Raw genomic sequence first — 16,792 nt, forward strand, 5'->3', positions numbered from 1 at the left:
GGTCAGCCATTCCTGAAGCGCAGCGCCGCCTGCCGCACCACCTCGGCCAGCAGCTTTTCCCTGCCCTGCCGCTCGCGCAGCCATCGGGCGTCGTTGCGATTGGCCTCCACGCTGGTGCGCAGTTCGGCCAATCCCTGCGTGGCGTTGAGCGCCTCGCTGTGCCATTCGAGTTGGGTCATGGTCATCAGGATATGGTCGCGCAGCGGCATGTGCTCGCCGCTCGCCGGATCGACGTAGACCGCATCGAGCCCGAAGCGGCAGGCCTGGAAGCGGTTGTAGGTGTAGACGAGATAGTCGTCCTCGACCGGCGTGAAGGGCTGCTCCTGCAGGAACCACGCGGCGAGCGACTGCACGTAGCCCGCGAGCGCGGCGGCGCGCTCGACGGTCAGCGGCGTGTCGAACACGCGGATCTCGATGGTGCCGAATTCGGGTTTCGGGCGGATGTCCCAGTAGAAGTCCTTCATGCTGCGCACCACGCCGGTCCGCGTCATGCGCATGAAGTAGTTCTCGAACTCCTTCCACGACAGCGTGAACGGCGCGCGGCCCGAGAGCGGAAACGCGAACACCGAGTTGAGCCGCGCCGAATCGAACTGCGTGTCCTGTCCCTGCACGAAGGGCGAGGACGCCGACAGCGCGATGAAGTGCGGGATGTAGCGCGACATGCGATGCAGCATCAGCAAGGCCGCATCCGCGTCGGGGCATCCGATGTGCACGTGCTGGCCGAAGATGGTGAACTGCTTCGAGAGGTAGCCGTAGAGCTCCGACAGCTCGCGAAAGCGCGGCTTGTCGTAGATGCGCCGCTCGTGCCACTGCTGGAAGGCATGCGTGCCGCCGCCGACCACCGCGATGTTGAGCTTGTCGGCGTTGCGCACCAGCGCGTCGCGGATCGGCGTGAGCTGGTCCAGCACGTCCTGCGCGGAGTGGCACACGCCGGTGGAGATCTCGATCATGCTGGAGGTCATCTCCGGCACCACGCTGCCCGGTAGCTGCGTCTGCGCCATCAGCCGCAGCATGTCTTCGGCATAGGGCGCGAGGTCGTAGTCGTGCGTGTTGACGAGTTGCAGTTCGAGCTCGACGCCGAGCGAGAGCGCGACCGACTTGTTGAAGCGCTCCATGTGCACCACGCGGCTTGCCGGCGTGTTGGGCATCTCGTCGGCGTTCGACGGCGCGGGAGGGGTGCGCAAGCTCATAGGGGCCCCCACACTCGGCACTGCGCGTCCTCTCGGCCCCCCGAGGGGCCGCGAGCTTGCTTGGGGCGGTCCGGCGCTGCGCTCATCGTTGCGTGTCCTCCACGGCGCGGAAGGCCTCGGGAAACCAGGGCTTGGAACTCTCGCCGGCGCCGTGGATGGCGATCGTCGCGAACACCGCGCCGAGCACTTCCATCAGCAGGATGGCCGGCAGCGTGATCTGCGTGATCATCGCACCCAGCAGCGGCGAAGCGGTCACGAAAGCCGACGCGATCAGGAGGGCGATCGACGACAGCGGCGACATCGCGCAGCCCACCCACAGGGCCTGCTTCCAGCTGGCACCGCTGCCCGGATTGGCGATCGCCACGCCCGCGATCTTGGCGAAGGCGCGCACGCCGATCATTGCCAGCACCATGCCCGCGACCGGCAAGCTCCAGTCGGCCTGCGCAGCCACGGTGGAGACGAGCACGAACATCATCATCGTGATCAGCGTGGCGGCGGTGCCGAGCTGGCGCGGCCACGTCCACGGCCTGGGATTGAGCGCCTTCAGCAGCACCCCGCCGATGAGCGCCGCGAGCGGCGCGGAGCCGCCGAAGTGCGCCGCCAGCGCGGCGCCCGCGGCGATGATCGCCAGCAGCAGGATGGAGGTGTTCTCGCTGGTCGGGCTCATCACGCGCAGCGCCGAGCGCAGCGACAGCGCCATCAGCGCGCCGACCACGAAGGACATGCCGAGCACCACGAAAACGGGTTGCAGCCTCTGGATGAGGCCGATCGGCGCATGCTCGATCAGGCCGGCCTGCGCATAGCCGAGCGCCAGCGCGTAGAAGGTGTTGAGCGTCGCCAGCGTCATCGCGCGTTCGGTCACGGGGCCGGAGGCGCGCGTATCGATCACCACGCGCGTCAGCACTGCGGGCGAGGCGACGATCGCGATCAGCGCGACGGGATTGGCCACCGGGTCGGGTACGTCGAGCCAGTGCAGCGTCCAGAAGACGCCGAAGTAGGTCAGCGTCGATTCGAGGATGCTCTGCACGAGGATCATCGGGTTGTGGCGAAACCAGCGCAGCGGCAGCCGGCCGCCCGCCTCGAACAGCACGATCGCCACGCCGAGCTCGACCAGGAACAGGCTGATGCCCTGCAGGGGCCAGATCGCGCCTTCGAAACCGGCGAATCCCACCACGGTGCCGACGATCGAATAGCCGAGCACCTTCGGCATGCCGATGTAGCGCTGAATGAGATGGCCGGCCGCCGCGGCAGCCGCCAGCAGGAGGGCCCACAGCACGGTGGGCAGGCCGGCGGAAGGTCGGACCCACTCGGCCCAGAAACCCAGCAGGTCACTGGAAAAGAAAGAACTCATTCTCAATACTCCGCCGCGCTTTGCACGACCTATGAAACTGGCGTGGCCCGTTCCAGGGCGCCCGCGGAACCGGCTTCGCCGGCCCGCCGGGTGCGCCCCCTCGAGGGGTGCAGAGCCACACGAAGTGGGCGAGGCTGGGGGTGGGCAACGTACCTCAGTGCAGCACGCGCGAGGTGGGCATGCCCCCGCATCGGCTTCCAGCACGAACATGGGAATGGGCACGTCGAAGCGTTCGGCCCGTTCGGTCACGATGAAGAAGCTGCCGTGCATGGTACCGGCCGATGCCTGCAGCCGGCACCCGCTGGTGTAGCGGAAGGTTTCGCCGGGCGAGAGCAGCGGCTGCTGCCCGATCACGCCGAGGCCGGCGACTTCCTGCGTGCGGCCTGCGGCATCCTGGATGAACCAGTGACGGGCAATGACCTGGGCCGCCCGATCACCGTTGTTGGTGATCGTCACTGCGTAAGCAAAGGTGAACACACCGTCTTCGGGCGAAGACTGGTCGGGCAGGAATCGGGGTTCGACCTGCACGGTCATTGGGAAGCTGGCCATCCCGGACATCCTACATCGCCCCCGGGCTGCGGCACTGCGACAATTCACCCCATGAGCAGTCCCTTCCGCATCGCCCCCTCCATTCTTTCGGCCGATTTCGCGCGCCTCGGCGCCGAAGTGAGCGACGTCATCGCCGCGGGTGCCGACTGGATCCATTTCGACGTGATGGACAACCATTACGTGCCGAACCTGACCTTCGGCCCCATGGTGTGCCAGGCGCTCAAGCCGCACGCGAAGACACCCGACGGCACGCCGGTGCCGATCGACGTGCACCTGATGATCGAGCCCGTCGATGCGCTTGCCGCGGCCTTCGCGCAGGCCGGTGCCGACTACATCAGCTTCCATCCTGACGCCTCGCCGCACATGCATCGCAGCATCCAGGCGATCAAGTCGGCCGGCTGCAAGGCGGGGCTGGTGTTCAATCCCGGCGCGGGCCTGGAGGCACTCGACTGGGTGATCGACGAGATCGACCTGATCCTCATCATGAGCGTGAACCCCGGTTTCGGCGGCCAGAGCTTCATTGACTCGGCGCTGCGCAAGATCGAACTCGCGCGCAAGCGCATCGACGAAACCGGCCGTGACATCCGTCTCGAAGTCGACGGCGGCATCAAGACAGACAACATCGCGCGCGTGGCGAGCGCCGGCGCGGACACCTTCGTGGCCGGCAGCGCCATCTTCAACGCCAAGGATTACAAGAGCGTGATCACCGCGATGCGCGAGCAGCTCGACACCTCGCTCAAGGCCTGAGCCCGCTCCGCGCCTCGTTCGCGCCATCGCGGGAAACACGGTAGGACCGTCCTGGGCCCGCGTTGTAGGATGGCCGGCTGATGACCGCCTCCACAGCCGCACTCACCGCCAACGACACGCTTCGCATCCACGCCTACGGCGCGATCGAACCCGGTCCGAAGTTCATCGTGCTCGGCGGCGTCCATGGCGACGAGACCTGCGGCACCGCGGGCATCGAGCGCGCGGTGGCCGCATTCGATTCGGGCGCATTGCGTCTGCTGCGCGGGCAACTCACGATGGTGCCGGTCGCGAATCCGCTCGCGCGCCGGCGTCTGCGGCGCGAAGGCGAGCGCAACCTCAACCGCCTTTTCGAGCCCACCGCACCGGGCCAGGCGCCGGCCGACTACGAGGCCCGCATCACCAACCTGCTGTGCCCGCTGCTTGACCGGCACGAGGTGCTGCTCGATCTCCATTCCTTCCAGAGCGCCGGCGAGGCCTTCGCGATGATCGGCCCGCGCGACAACCAGGGCACGCTGGAGCCCTTCGCGCGTGCTTTCGAGGAAGGCCAGCTCGCGCTGCACCTGCGCACGCCGCGCGTGGTCGAAGGGTGGCTCGACATCTACGCGGCGGGTGTCGCGCAGCGCGCGGGCGGCAGGCCGGTCGATCCCATGGACGTGGCTTTCGGCAAGGGCACCAACGAATACATGCGTAGCCGCGGCGGCTACGGCGTCACGCTCGAGTGCGGCCAGCACGAGGACCCGGCCGCGCCCGGCACTGGCTTACGAGGCGATTCTTTCGGCGCTGCGCCTGCTCGGCATGATCGCGCCCGAGCCGGGCGCGGTGCCGCCGCCGAAGCCTTCGCTGCTGCGCCTGGTCAGCGTGGTCGACCGCTTTCACGAAGAAGACCAGTTCGTGCGCGAATGGGCCACCTTCGACCCGGTCTCGCGCGGCGATCCGATCGCGGTGCGCGAGGACGGCAGCGTGCTCCACGCGGAGCGCGACGGATTCATCGTGTTCCCGAACGCGGAGGCGTTGCCGGGAACCGAGTGGTTCTACTTTGCGGTGGAGAGCGACAGGGACCTGACGCGACAGGGCCGCTAGGCCCCGTCGCCTACTGCAGCGAGATCGCCTTGCTCGTGGGCGAGGCGTCGAAGATGAGCGTCGAGGGCCAGGGCTGCCAGGACACGCCCAGTACCGCCGGCGCATTGGGATCGCCCCGTCTGGCGAAGGCGCCCAGGCTCTTCATCATCGCGTCGGACAGATCGAGCCGGCCCGGCTTGTTGGCCGTCGAGTTCGCGATGTTCGAGAACAGCGACGGCCCGAAATTGCCGAAGATGAACGGCAGGTCGAAGGCATGCGCGGCACCGTAGATGTCGTTCCACGGGGCGGGCTCCTCATCCCAGTCGAAGCGGTAGTACCAGACCTCGTTCTGCTGCGCCTTCAGTGCGTTGAGGACGTTGTCGCGGCTTGCGATGAAGAAGATCTGGTTCAGCAGGTCCGTCCTCGCATTGAAGCCCGTGACCGGCGTCGTCACCGGAAGATAGACCGTCGGAATCCACTGCGGGATGGTGATCGTCGGCGGGGCGTCCGGGTTGTAGCCGAACTGTGTCGAGAAGAGCAGGGCGTCGCTCACCAGCCGACCGCTGACGCCGCCGAGCGCAGGTGACAGCGCGAGGAAGGTGGGGAACAGCTTGGCCTCGTCGCGGGTGTTTCCCGCCAGAACAGGCACCCGCAGGTAGTTGCCGGCCTGGATCGCGGCGATCGGGTCGACCGGCAGGACGATGCCGTCGGGTATCGGGCCGGAACCCGCCAGTCCGAGCGGCGCGAGCCGCGTCAGCAGCGTGGTGAACAGCGCGGCCGGACTCTTCGAGCGCAGATAGGCGGCGATCTGCGCGGGTGTCTGGCTCGCGGCGTAGGCCGCGGCGGACGCGGCGTCGGTAGCGAGCCCGTCGGCGATGAGCTGCTGGGTGAGCAGGGCGCTGCCCTGGGCCGCGTAGGTCGATTTCGGGCTGAGGGTCGGGATGCGCCCCGGCGGAAGGTTGGTCGCCAGCGAGATGCCGCCGCTCAGCGGCACCAGCCGGTGGAAGAGCGGCTGACGCGCGTTCGTCACCAGCGGCGAGGTCTGCAGCGCATAGACGTTGATGGCGCCCGCTGACTGGCCCATCAAGGTGACCTTGCGCGGATCGCCCCCGAAAGCTTCGATGTTGCCGCGAACGAATTCGAGCGCCTTGACGATGTCGAGCAGCGCAAAGTTGCCGGAGTCGCCCACGCCGCTCGTGCCGGACTTGAGTTGCGGCAGGTCGAGGAAGCCGAAGATCCCGAGGCGGTAGTTCACCGTCACCACGACCGCATTCGCGGCCTTGGCGAGTGCGGCGCCGTCGTAGACCGGGTCCGCCGTGTAGCCCGACACATCGCTGCCGCCGTGAACGAAGACGATCACCGGCAGGTCGTCGCCCTTGTCGTTGCCCTGGCCCGGGTTGTCGTCCCCATTGCCGCCCTTGCGCTCGTTCTTCGCCGGGCGCCAGATGTTCAGGTACAGGCAGTCTTCGCTGCCCACCGCCTGGTTCAGCGTGGTGCCGATCGTCGCGTCGTAGCGGTTGTTGGCCCCGGGGCCGTAGATGCGGCCGTATTGGGCACACGCGTTGGCGAACTGCTGGGTGGCCCTGGGGCGGTGCCAGGGTTCTGGATCAGCGGGTGCTTTCCAGCGCAGCTCACCGATCGGCGGCTTCGCGAAGGGCACGCCCTTCCATGCCAGTGTTCCCGTGCGATCCGAGTCGTCGATGCCGACGACCTTCCCGAACTGCGTGTCGCGCATGACGTCCGCGCGCCCGAGCGCCCAGCAGGGCGTCTGAGAAAGAATCGCGACACATCCCGCCACCAAGCCGGCCTTGAGCATCATGGTCTTGTCCCCTCCAGAAGAAGGGCGCAACGGTAAGGGCTGGCGGGCCGGCGCGACTACGGGGGAAACCCGACTCGCGTGGCGGGTTCAGGCCACTCCCTGTTCGGTCATTTCGCGGATGATCTTCGCGGGGACGCCGACGGCGAGCGACATTCAGGACATCGCGCCGCGGCAGCAGCACTCGACTGAGGGAACAGTTCTTATGCAATTTCAAGACATCGGCGTGAAGTCTTTCGCCACCTTGTTTGCGATCCTTGCCATCGGGCCGATCGTGGCAGGCATGGTGCTCCAGCGTCAGGCAGGCAGCGCCAGCCACATCGCTATCTGGAGCATCCTGGCCATCGGCGTGCTCACGTTGGCGGTCATAGGTTTCTCGATGCTCAATCGAAGCGTAACCATCCGGGACGCTCATCTGACCGTCAAGTCGAGTTTCTATTCGATCGACGTGCCTCTGGCCAGTATCACCGACGTTCGCGAAGTGACGCCAGGGTCTGCAGACGACGCTGTCGGTTTTCGAGTCAATGGGGTGGGGCTCCCCGGCTTCAGATCGGGCTGGTTCAACTCTCGGGCGGGTGGCAGATTGTTCGTGGATCGCATCACCGGCCCTTACTTGCTGGTTGACGTCGACGGCAAACCACGATTGGCACTCGAGTTCTCGGACAACCATGCCGCTGCAAAAGCGCTGACGATCACGAATGCACCCACAAGTTGATTTCTCGGGCAGGGACTTCGAAGGGCGAGCCTCACACCATGGTTGCGTGGGAAAAGCCGCCTTGAAAGCTACCCCCGCTTCGTCGCGATCAGCGGCTTGACATCCGGCGCGCGCACGCGCGGTCGGCTCTCCTCGACCGCGGTGAGTGCCTCCACCTGCTGCATGCTCGCGAGGCTTCGCCGCGTGAGGTCCTGGTAGGTCTTCGTGCCTTCGAGCTTCCACGCGACTTCCTGATCGGTCAGCTCGCGGATCACCTTCGCGGGCATGCCCGCGGCGAGCGACCGCGGCGGGATCTTCTTGCCGGCGGGCACGAAGGCACAGGCCGCGAGGATCGCGGCTTCGCCCACTTCGGCCTCGTCCATCACGACCGCGTTCATGCCGACCAGCGCGTTGCGCCGCACGATGCAGCTGTGCAGCACCGCACCGTGGCCGATATGGCCGTTTTCTTCCACCACCGTGTCCTGCTGCGGAAAGCCGTGGACCACGCAGGTGTCCTGCAGGTTGGAGCCGCGTTTGAGCTCGATGCGGCCGAAGTCGCCGCGCAGCACGGCGCACGGGCCGACGTAGCACTCGGGCCCCACGATCACGTCGCCGATCAGCACGGCGGTGGGGTGCACGTAGGCGCTCGGGTCGATGACCGGCACCACGCCTTCGATGGAATAGCAGGGCAAGGTTGTCTCCTGTTTCTGGGCCGTTACGGGCCGTTTCGAGTCAAGGGTTAACCCTGTGCAAGTTTGACTTGCGTCAGGATTGGTGGCGATCTTATGATTCACCGACCGGTCGGTCAATAATACTCTTGACGCAGATCAAGACCCGGCCGGCGCCCCGACCCCCGTTCCCACGACTGGAGACACCGCTTGTCCGACGCACTCGTCCTCGCCTCGCAGGACGGCCCGGTTCTGACGCTCACGCTCAACCGGCCCGCCGCGCTCAACAGTTTCAACGGCGCCATGCACGAGCAGCTTCGCGCCGCGCTCGATGCGGCGGCGGCGGATGCCGCCGTGCGCTGCGTGGTCCTCACAGGCGCCGGCCGCGGCTTCTGCGCCGGGCAGGATCTGGCCGATCCGATGGTCGCGCCGTCGCCCGCCGGCGAGCCGCCCAAGGACCTGAGCCGCGCCATCGAACTGCACTACACGCCGCTGGTGAAGCGCCTCAAGTCGATGCCGGTGCCGGTGATCGCCGCCGTCAACGGCGTCGCGGCCGGCGCGGGCGCGAACCTCGCGCTCAACTGCGACCTGGTGCTGGCCGCGCAGTCGGCGAGTTTCATTCAGGCCTTCGCGAAGATCGGCCTGGTGCCCGACACCGGCGGCACCTGGCTGCTGCCGCGCATCGTCGGCCGCGCGCGTGCGCTGGGCCTCGCGATGCTGGGCGACAAGCTCACCGCTGTCGAAGCCGAACGCATCGGCCTGATCTGGAAATGCGTCGAAGACGCAACCCTCGCAGACGAGGCACGCAAGCTCGCGGAGCGCCTCGCCGCCATGCCCGTGAAGGCGCTGGCGGCCACGCGCGCCGCGATCGATGCGGCGCAGCACCTCACGCTCGACCAGGCGCTCGACCACGAAGCCGCGCTGCAGGCCGAGCTGGGCCGCGCGCACGACTACCTCGAAGGTGTCGCCGCGTTCGGCGCAAAGCGCACGCCCACGTTCACTGACCGCTGAAATGAAGTTCACCCCCAGCCTCGCCCACTTCGTGTGGCTCGGACACCCCTCTCCGGGGGCAACCCCGGCGGCCCGGCAAAGCCGGTTCCGCGGGGTTTCTGGTCTCGGCTGTGCCGTTGTCATGCGACGCGGGCGATGCGCGGGGCCTTGGAAACCTGATATGCCCACACCTTATTCCGAACGCACCCCGCAGCAGATCGCCGACCTGGTCCGCGAACGCATGTTCGCCAACGACCGCGCCGCCAAAGGCCTCGGCATGCAGGTCGTCGAATGCACGCCCGGCCACGCGACGGTATCGATGACCGTGCGCACCGACATGCTCAATGGCCACGACATCTGCCACGGCGGCCTGATCACCACGCTCGCGGACACCGCCTTCGCCTACGCCTGCAACTCGTACAACGAGCTCACCGTGGCCTCGGGCTTCTCGGTGGACCTGATGGCACCCGGCCGCGAAGGCGACGTGCTCACCGCGCGCAGCTTCGAAGTGTCGAAGGCCGGCCGCACCGGCGTCTACGACTGCGAGATCACCAACCAGCGCAATGAGCGCATCGCGGTCTTCCGCGGCCGCTCCTACACCCTCAAAGGCAAGCCGGCCGTCGCCGCGTGAGCCGCCACCAGGAGACATCCATGCTCATGCCCGTGAAGCAACCCCGCCCCGGCGAACTCGAAGCGATCGAGACCGCGAGCCGCGACGAGATCCAGGCGCTGCAACTGCAGCGCCTGCGCTGGACCCTCCAGCACGCCTACGACAACGTGCCGCACTACCGCAAGGCCTTCGACGAGAAGGGCGTGCATCCGAGCGATCTGAAGCAGCTCGGCGACCTGTCCAAGTTCCCGTTCACGACCAAGAAGGACCTGCGCGACAACTATCCCTTCGGTCTCTTCGCGGTGCCGCGCGAGAAGGTGTCGCGCATCCATGCGTCGTCGGGCACCACGGGCAAGCCCACGGTGGTGGGCTATACGCGCAGCGACATCGACACCTGGGCCACGCTGGTTGCGCGATCGATCCGGGCCGCGGGCGGCCGCGCGGGCGACATGGTGCATGTGGCCTACGGCTACGGCCTCTTCACCGGTGGCCTCGGCGCGCACTACGGCGCCGAGAAGCTCGGCTGCACGGTGGTGCCGATGTCCGGCGGCCAGACCGAGAAGCAGGTGCAGCTCATCCGCGACTTCAAGCCCGACATCATCATGGTCACGCCGAGCTACATGCAGGTGATCGTGGAGGAGTTCGTGCGCCAGGGACTGGACCCGCGCGAAAGTTCGCTCAAGGTCGGCATCTTCGGCGCCGAGCCGTGGACCGAAGCGATGCGCCACGAGATCGAGGCGAAGGCCGGCATCGATGCGGTCGACATCTACGGCCTCTCCGAAGTGATGGGCCCCGGCGTCGCGAGCGAATGCATCGAGACCAAGGACGGTCCGGTGATCTGGGAGGACCACTTCTATCCCGAGATCATCGACCCCGAGACCGGCGAAGTGCTGCCCGAGGGCTCGGAAGGCGAACTGGTCTTCACCTCGCTCACCAAGGAAGCGCTGCCGATCATCCGCTACCGCACGCGCGATCTCACGCGCCTGCTCGCACCCACCGCGCGCTCGTTCCGCCGCATGGGCAAGATCGTCGGCCGCTCGGACGACATGCTGATCATCCGCGGCGTGAACGTCTTCCCGACGCAGATCGAGGAGATCGTGCTCCAGCACGCCAAGCTCTCCGGCCAGTACCAGATCAACGTGAGCCGCTCGGGCCTGCTCGACGAGGTGGAAGTGCGCTGCGAGCTGCAGCCGGCGGCCGCGTCGGTCGATGCGGCCGAGCTGCGCGAAATCTCGGGCTGGCTGCAACACCGCATCAAGACGCTGGTCGGCATCAGCACGCGGGTGCAGGTGCTCGCGCCGGATTCGATCGAACGCACGCTGACTGGCAAGGCCAAGCGCGTGAATGACCACCGTCCGAAGTGACGGTCAAGGACTGAACAAACCGAAAGGATCGCCATGTACACCCAAGCCATGGACACGATGGGCAAGGACCCCGAGGACGGCAAGAAGGCCGTGCGCTCGGCCGATGAAATGCAGCTCGAAGAGCGCTTCGACGCGCGCATCGACGCGGGCGATTTCATCGAGGCCAAGGACTGGATGCCCGAGCACTACCGCAAGACGCTGCTGCGCCAGATCAGCCAGCACGCGCACTCCGAGATCGTCGGCATGCTGCCCGAAGGCAACTGGGTCACGCGCGCGCCGACGCTCAAGCGCAAGGCGATCCTGCTCGCCAAGATCCAGGATGAAGCCGGCCACGGTCTGTATCTGTATTCGGCCGCCGAGACGCTCGGCACCTCGCGCGACCAGATGCTCGAGGCGCTGCACACCGGCCGCGCCAAGTACAGCTCGATCTTCAACTACCCCACGCTGAACTGGGCCGACATGGGCACCATCGGCTGGCTGGTCGACGGCGCCGCGATCATGAACCAGGTGCCGATCTGCCGCTGCTCCTACGCGCCGTATGCGCGCGCGATGATCCGCATCTGCCGCGAAGAGAGCTTCCACCAGCGCCAGGGCTTCGAGGCGCTGCTCACGATGATGCAGCACGGCACCGAGGCGCAGAAGGCCATGGTGCAGGACGCGGTCAACCGCTGGTGGTGGCCGTCGATCATGATGTTCGGCCCGCCGGACGACCAGTCGCCCAACTCCGCGCAATCGATGCGCTGGGGCATCAAGCGCATCTCGAACGACGAGCTGCGCGCCAAGTTCATCGACGCCACCATCGAGCAGGCCAAGGTGCTCGGCGTCACGCTGCCGGACCCCGATCTCAAGTGGAACGAGCAACGCCAGCACTACGACCACGGCCCGATCGACTGGAGCGAGTTCTGGCGCGTGGTCGGCGGCGACGGCCCGTGCAACCGCGAACGCCTCGGCGCGCGCGTCAAGGCATGGGAAGACGGCGCCTGGGTGCGCGATGCCGCGCTCGCCCACGCCGCCAAGCGCGCCGAGCCCCAACCCCTCGCCGCCTGACCCACGACCCAAGGAATACGACCATGAGCAACCCGAATCCGTCGAACACCGCCACTGAATGGCCGCTGTGGGAAGTCTTCGTCCGCAGCCGCTCCGGCCTCGACCACAAGCATTGCGGCAGCCTGCACGCCGCCGACCCGAAGATGGCGATCCAGATGGCCCGCGACGTCTACACCCGCCGACAGGAAGGCACCAGCGTGTGGGTCGTTCGCTCCGACCAGATCGTCGCGAGCGACCCGGGCGACAAGGACATGTACTTCGATCCGATGGAAGACAAGGTCTATCGTCATCCGACCTTCTACAAGCTGCCGGGTTCGGTAGACCACATGTGAGGTGAGCGAGATGCAAGCATCCATCGCCGTCGACCTCCAGCCCGCCGTGCAGTACCTGCTGCGCATCGGCGACACCTGCCTGATCCACGCGCAGCGCATTTCCGAATGGTCGGGCCATGCGCCCATCCTGGAGGAAGACATCGCCATGTCGAACATGGCGCTCGACCTCATCGGCCAGTCCCGCGCGGTGCTCACGCTCGCGGGCCAGCTCGAAGGCCGCGGCCATGACGAGGACCAGCTCGCCTTCCTGCGCGAGGAGAAGGACTTCCGCAACCTCACGATGGTCGAGCTGCCCCGCGGCGACTTCGCCTTCACCGTGGTGCGCAACGCGATGGTCGCGACGCTGATGAAGCTGCTGTGGGAACGCCTGCTCGAATCGAGCAACGCCGAGCTCGCCGCGATCGCCGGCAAGGCGATCAAGGAGGCGCGCTACCACCAGCAGCATGCGGCCGACTGGGTCGTGCGCCTCGGCGACAGCACCGATGAAGCCCGCCAGCGCATCGAGAAAGCCCTGCGCGAGCTGTGGCTCTATGTGCCCGAGCTCTTCGAATCCGACGCGATCGACGGCGCTGCAAGCGCCGACGGCATCGGCCCGCGCTGGGCCGACCTGCAGGCCAAGTGGCTCGAAGAGATGGACGCCATCCTGGGCGAAGCCACGCTCAAGCGCCCCGACGACGCGGCCTTCCGCAGCACCGGCAAGCGCGGCGTGCACAGCGAGCACATGGGCTACATCCTCGCCGAGATGCAGTACCTGCAGCGCGCCTACCCCGGGGGCGTGTGGTGAACACCGCTCAAGCCATGGCAAAGCGCAGCGAACAGGCCTGGGACGTGCTCTCTACGGTGCTCGACCCCGAGGTGCCGGCGCTGTCGGTGCGCGACCTCGGCATCGTGCGCGACGTGGTGGAACACGACGACGGGCTCGAAGTGGTGCTCACGCCGACCTATTCCGGTTGCCCGGCGACCGAGGTCATCGAACACGACGTGCTGGCCGCGATCGAGAAGGCGGGCCTCGGCCCGGCCTACGTGACCTTGCAGCGCGCGCCGGCCTGGACCACCGACTGGATCAGCGCCGAAGGCCGCCGCAAGCTCTTCGAATACGGCATCGCGCCGCCCGGGCCGGCGCCCGATGGCGCGGTGCCGATCCGCATCTTCGGCCGCAAGGCCGATGCGGTGACCTGCCCGCGCTGCGGCAGCAAGAACACGGAGCGGCTGTCGGCCTTCGGTTCTACGGCCTGCAAGTCCATGTATCGCTGCATTGCCTGCCGCGAACCGTTTGAACATTTCAAGCCGATCTGAGGCGGCGGAGCACCCCATGAGCGTCATGTTTCACCCTTTGCGCGTGCGCCAGATCGCACCCGATACCGAAGAGGCGGTGATCGTCTCCTTCGACGTGCCTCCCGACCTGCGTGAAGTCTTCGGTTTCACGCAGGGCCAGTACCTCACCCTGCGCAAGGAAATCGACGGCCAGGACCTGCGCCGCTCCTACTCGATCTGCGCCGGCATCGATGACGGCGAACTGCGCGTCGGCGTGCGCAAGGTCAAGGGCGGTACCTTCTCGAACTGGATCAACGAGAAGCTCCGGCCCGGCGACACCATCAACGTGATGGCGCCGCAGGGCCGCTTCTTCGTGCCGATCGAGCCCCAGGCGAAGCGCCACCACGTCGGCATCGTCGGCGGCAGCGGCATCACGCCGATCCTGTCGATCATGAAGACGGTGCTCGCACGCGAGCCGAACTCGCGCTTCACGCTCATCTACGGCAACCGCAAGCTGCAGTCCACGATGTTCAAGGAAGAACTCGAGGACCTGAAGAACCGCTACATGACGCGCCTCGTGCTGCACCACGTGTTCAGCGGCGAGCCGACCGACGCGCCGCTCAACATGGGCCGCATGAGCCGCGAGAAGCTCGGCGAGTTCCTCTCCAGCGTGGTGCCGGCCGGAAGCATCGACCACGCCTACATCTGCGGCCCGTTCCAGATGAACGACGAGGCCGAGGCCGCCTTGCTTGCGGCCGGCGTGCCGGAGGATCGCATCCACATCGAACGCTTCGGCGTCGCGACGCCCGAGGGTGCGCCGGTGGGCGCGGTGATCCACGAGGCCAAGCCCGGCGATGCCGAGGTCGCGAAGATCGTCATCATTCGCGATGGCCTGCAGCGCGAGATCGAGTTCCGCAAGGACCAGCCGAGCATCCTCGACTGCGCATCGGCCTCGGGGCTCGAAGTGCCGTTCTCGTGCACCTCGGGCGTGTGCGGCACCTGCCGTGCCAAGGTCGTCGAAGGCGAGGTGCGAATGGAGCGAAACTTCGCGCTCGACAAGAACGAGGTCGCGGCCGGCTTCGTTCTGACCTGCCAGGCCCATCCATTGACCGAGAAGGTGGTCCTCTCATTCGACGAACGCTAGAACAAGGAACCCCATGGCCCGTGGACGCTCACCCGGTTACGACGATCAGCGCGAGATGATTCTGGAGCATGCCGCGCAGCTCTTCGGCAACCGAGGCTATTCCGCCACCTCGATGAACCAGGTGGCGGAAGCGTGCGGGTTTTCCAAGGCCTTGCTCTATCACTACTACCGCGACAAATACAGCCTGCTGGTCAGCATCGCCGAGAACCATGTGTCGCGCCTCGAAGGCCTGGTCGCCGATGTCGAGGCTCAGAAGCTCAAGCCCGAAGCGCACCTGCGCGAACTCATCCGCCGCTTCGTGCAGGAATACGCCGGCGCGCGCCATGCGCACCGCGTGCTGACCGAGGACGTGAAGTTCATGGAGCCCGAGGACCGCGAACGCGTGCTCGGCACGCAGCGCAAGGTCGTTTCGGGCTTTGCGCGCGCGGTGATCGAGCTGCGGCCCGACCTGCGGGACGTCGCACTCGCCAAGCCGCTGACCATGCTGCTGTTCGGCATGATCAACTGGATGTTCATCTGGATGCGCCCCGATGGCGAACTCGACTACGACGCCATGGCCCCGGTGGTGGCCGATCTCTTCCTCGGGGGCTTCCCGGCGTGAAGATTCCCCAGCGCATCGCGTTGATATGAAACACCCCCAGCCTCGCCCACTGCGTGTGGCTCTGCACCCCCTCAAGGGGACGCACCCAGCGGCCCGGCCAAGCCGGTTCCGCGGGTGCCTGCGAACATTTTCTTAACCACCAAAACGGAGACATGCCCATGAAACACCTCAAACCCCTCGCGGTGATCGCGGCGCTGCTGGCGTCGGCGCTCGCGCATGCCGACATCAATGTCGGCGTGACCGTCTCGGCCACCGGCCCGGCCGCGTCGCTCGGCATTCCCGAGAAGAACACCATCGCGCTGATGCCCAAGACCATCGGGGGGCAGAAGATCAACTACATCGTGCTCGATGACGCGAGCGACACCACCGCCGCGGTCAACAACACGCGCAAGCTGATCTCCGAGAACAAGGTGGACATCATCCTCGGCTCCACCACGACGCCGAACGCGCTTGCGATGATCGACGTGGCTGCCGAGAACCAGACGCCGGTGATTTCGATGGCCGCCTCGGCGCGGATCGTGGAGCCGGTGGATGCCAAGAAGCGCTGGATCTTCAAGACGCCGCAGAACGACATCATGATGTCGCTCGCGATCGCCGAGCACATGGCTTCCAACGGCGTGAAGACGGTGGGCTTCATCGGCTTTTCCGACGCGTACGGCGAAGGCTGGTTCCAGGAGTTCTCCAAGGCCGCCGATCTCAAGAAGCTGAAGATCGTCGCCAACGAGCGCTATGCGCGCACCGACACCTCGGTCACTGGCCAGACGCTCAAGCTGATGTCCGCCAAGCCCGACGCGATCCTCGTCGCAGGTTCCGGCACGCCGGCCGCGCTGCCGCAGAAGAGCCTCAAGGAGCGCGGCTTCGCCGGCAAGGTCTACCAGACGCACGGCGTCGCCAACGCCGACTTCCTGCGCGTGGGCGGCAAGGATGTCGAAGGCACCATCCTGCCGGCCGGCCCGGTGCTCGTCGCCGAGCAGCTGCCCGCCAGCAACCCGGTGAAGAAGTCCGCGCTGGCCTATGTGGCGGCCTACGAGGCTGCATACGGCAAGGGTTCGGTCTCGACCTTCGGCGCGCATGCCTGGGACACCGGCCTCCTGATGGCCGCTGCCGTTCCAGTTGCGCTCAAGAAGGCGCAGCCCGGCACGCCGGAGTTCCGCTCGGCACTGCGCGATGCGCTCGAACAGGTCAAGGAACTGCCCGGCGCACATGGCGTGTTCAACATGACGCCCAACGACCACCTTGGCCTGGACCAGCGCGCACGCGTGATGGTGAAGATCGAGAACGGCGCCTGGAAGTACATCCCGCCTGCACCTTGACTCACCCCCGGGCTTCGCGCACTTCGTGTCGCTTCGCCAACCCCTTGCAGGGGGCGATACCAG

Annotated in this window: 16 protein-coding genes and 2 pseudogenes; 13 read left to right on the forward strand and 5 right to left on the reverse strand. The window is 66.8% G+C overall.

The window, feature by feature from the left end; all coding sequences use genetic code 11:
• Positions 1-2: 2 nt before the first annotated feature.
• The 3 genes and pseudogenes from ACQ858_RS00470 to apaG all read right to left on the reverse strand — a co-directional run.
• The gene (locus ACQ858_RS00470; protein WP_431276940.1) at positions 3-1,148 is read right to left on the reverse strand and encodes a YbdK family carboxylate-amine ligase; all 1,146 of its coding nucleotides are present in this window, start codon (positions 1,146-1,148) and stop codon (positions 3-5) included.
• A gap of 124 nt (positions 1,149-1,272) precedes the next feature.
• Positions 1,273-2,541: a cation:proton antiporter gene (locus ACQ858_RS00475; protein ID WP_431276941.1), complete on the reverse strand. Its 1,269-nt coding sequence runs from the start codon at positions 2,539-2,541 to the stop codon at positions 1,273-1,275.
• A gap of 249 nt (positions 2,542-2,790) precedes the next feature.
• Positions 2,791-3,246: pseudogene (gene apaG, locus ACQ858_RS00480) on the reverse strand (Co2+/Mg2+ efflux protein ApaG); the annotation flags it as partial.
• On the opposite strand from apaG, the gene rpe reads away from it, so the two are divergent.
• Both rpe and ACQ858_RS00490 read left to right on the forward strand, forming a co-directional pair.
• A complete protein-coding gene (gene rpe / locus ACQ858_RS00485; RefSeq protein WP_431274950.1) occupies positions 3,142-3,837 on the forward strand; it encodes a ribulose-phosphate 3-epimerase in 696 nt (231 codons plus the stop codon). The pseudogene apaG and the gene rpe sit on opposite strands and share 105 nt — an antisense overlap.
• An 80-nt stretch (positions 3,838-3,917) precedes the next feature.
• Positions 3,918-4,917: pseudogene (locus tag ACQ858_RS00490) on the forward strand (succinylglutamate desuccinylase/aspartoacylase family protein).
• Between the two features lie 10 nt (positions 4,918-4,927).
• Here the strand turns inward: ACQ858_RS00490 and ACQ858_RS00495 are convergent.
• The gene (locus ACQ858_RS00495; RefSeq protein WP_431274951.1) at positions 4,928-6,715 is read right to left on the reverse strand and encodes a carboxylesterase/lipase family protein; all 1,788 of its coding nucleotides are present in this window, start codon (positions 6,713-6,715) and stop codon (positions 4,928-4,930) included.
• On the opposite strand from ACQ858_RS00495, the gene ACQ858_RS00500 reads away from it, so the two are divergent.
• Positions 6,714-7,427, forward strand: coding sequence for a PH domain-containing protein (locus tag ACQ858_RS00500; RefSeq protein WP_431276942.1), 714 nt, complete (start codon positions 6,714-6,716; stop codon positions 7,425-7,427). The genes ACQ858_RS00495 and ACQ858_RS00500 overlap by 2 nt on opposite strands.
• Positions 7,428-7,495: 68 nt before the next feature.
• Here the strand turns inward: ACQ858_RS00500 and ACQ858_RS00505 are convergent, their stop codons facing one another.
• Positions 7,496-8,098: a phenylacetic acid degradation protein PaaY gene (locus tag ACQ858_RS00505; protein WP_431274952.1), complete on the reverse strand. Its 603-nt coding sequence runs from the start codon at positions 8,096-8,098 to the stop codon at positions 7,496-7,498.
• A gap of 186 nt (positions 8,099-8,284) precedes the next feature.
• Between ACQ858_RS00505 and ACQ858_RS00510 the strand changes: the two genes are divergently transcribed.
• From ACQ858_RS00510 to ACQ858_RS00555, 10 genes are all read left to right on the forward strand, one after another.
• Positions 8,285-9,085, forward strand: a complete 801-nt coding sequence (locus ACQ858_RS00510; protein WP_431274953.1) for an enoyl-CoA hydratase-related protein — start codon at positions 8,285-8,287, stop codon at positions 9,083-9,085.
• A 160-nt stretch (positions 9,086-9,245) separates the two neighbouring features.
• Entirely contained in the window at positions 9,246-9,695 is a 450-nt protein-coding gene (gene paaI / locus ACQ858_RS00515) for a hydroxyphenylacetyl-CoA thioesterase PaaI (protein ID WP_431274954.1), read from the forward strand.
• A 26-nt stretch (positions 9,696-9,721) separates the two neighbouring features.
• The gene (paaK, locus tag ACQ858_RS00520) at positions 9,722-11,038 is read left to right on the forward strand and encodes a phenylacetate--CoA ligase PaaK (protein ID WP_431276943.1); all 1,317 of its coding nucleotides are present in this window, start codon (positions 9,722-9,724) and stop codon (positions 11,036-11,038) included.
• 33 nt (positions 11,039-11,071) lie between these two features.
• Positions 11,072-12,085: a 1,2-phenylacetyl-CoA epoxidase subunit PaaA gene (paaA, locus tag ACQ858_RS00525; RefSeq protein ID WP_431274955.1), complete on the forward strand. Its 1,014-nt coding sequence runs from the start codon at positions 11,072-11,074 to the stop codon at positions 12,083-12,085.
• A 23-nt stretch (positions 12,086-12,108) separates the two neighbouring features.
• Positions 12,109-12,417: a 1,2-phenylacetyl-CoA epoxidase subunit PaaB gene (gene paaB / locus ACQ858_RS00530; RefSeq protein WP_431274956.1), complete on the forward strand. Its 309-nt coding sequence runs from the start codon at positions 12,109-12,111 to the stop codon at positions 12,415-12,417.
• Positions 12,418-12,427: 10 nt separating this feature from the next.
• Complete coding sequence (gene paaC / locus ACQ858_RS00535) at positions 12,428-13,201, forward strand: 1,2-phenylacetyl-CoA epoxidase subunit PaaC (RefSeq protein WP_431274957.1); 774 nt, start codon at positions 12,428-12,430, stop codon at positions 13,199-13,201.
• 14 nt (positions 13,202-13,215) lie between these two features.
• Positions 13,216-13,713 carry a 1,2-phenylacetyl-CoA epoxidase subunit PaaD gene (gene paaD / locus ACQ858_RS00540; RefSeq protein ID WP_431274958.1) on the forward strand — a complete coding sequence of 166 codons (498 nt, stop codon included), beginning with the start codon at positions 13,216-13,218 and terminating at the stop codon, positions 13,711-13,713.
• Between the two features lie 16 nt (positions 13,714-13,729).
• Positions 13,730-14,815 carry a 1,2-phenylacetyl-CoA epoxidase subunit PaaE gene (gene paaE, locus ACQ858_RS00545; RefSeq protein WP_431274959.1) on the forward strand — a complete coding sequence of 362 codons (1,086 nt, stop codon included), beginning with the start codon at positions 13,730-13,732 and terminating at the stop codon, positions 14,813-14,815.
• A gap of 13 nt (positions 14,816-14,828) precedes the next feature.
• Positions 14,829-15,416 (forward strand): TetR/AcrR family transcriptional regulator, encoded by a 588-nt coding sequence (locus ACQ858_RS00550; RefSeq protein WP_431274960.1) that lies wholly within the window; start codon positions 14,829-14,831, stop codon positions 15,414-15,416.
• Positions 15,417-15,574: 158 nt separating this feature from the next.
• Positions 15,575-16,729, forward strand: coding sequence for an ABC transporter substrate-binding protein (locus tag ACQ858_RS00555; RefSeq protein ID WP_431274961.1), 1,155 nt, complete (start codon positions 15,575-15,577; stop codon positions 16,727-16,729).
• The last annotated feature ends 63 nt before the right edge of the window (positions 16,730-16,792 follow it).

This window comes from Variovorax ureilyticus (genome assembly GCF_050632185.1).
In the GTDB taxonomy this organism is placed as follows: Bacteria; Pseudomonadota; Gammaproteobacteria; order Burkholderiales; family Burkholderiaceae_C; genus Variovorax; species Variovorax ureilyticus_A.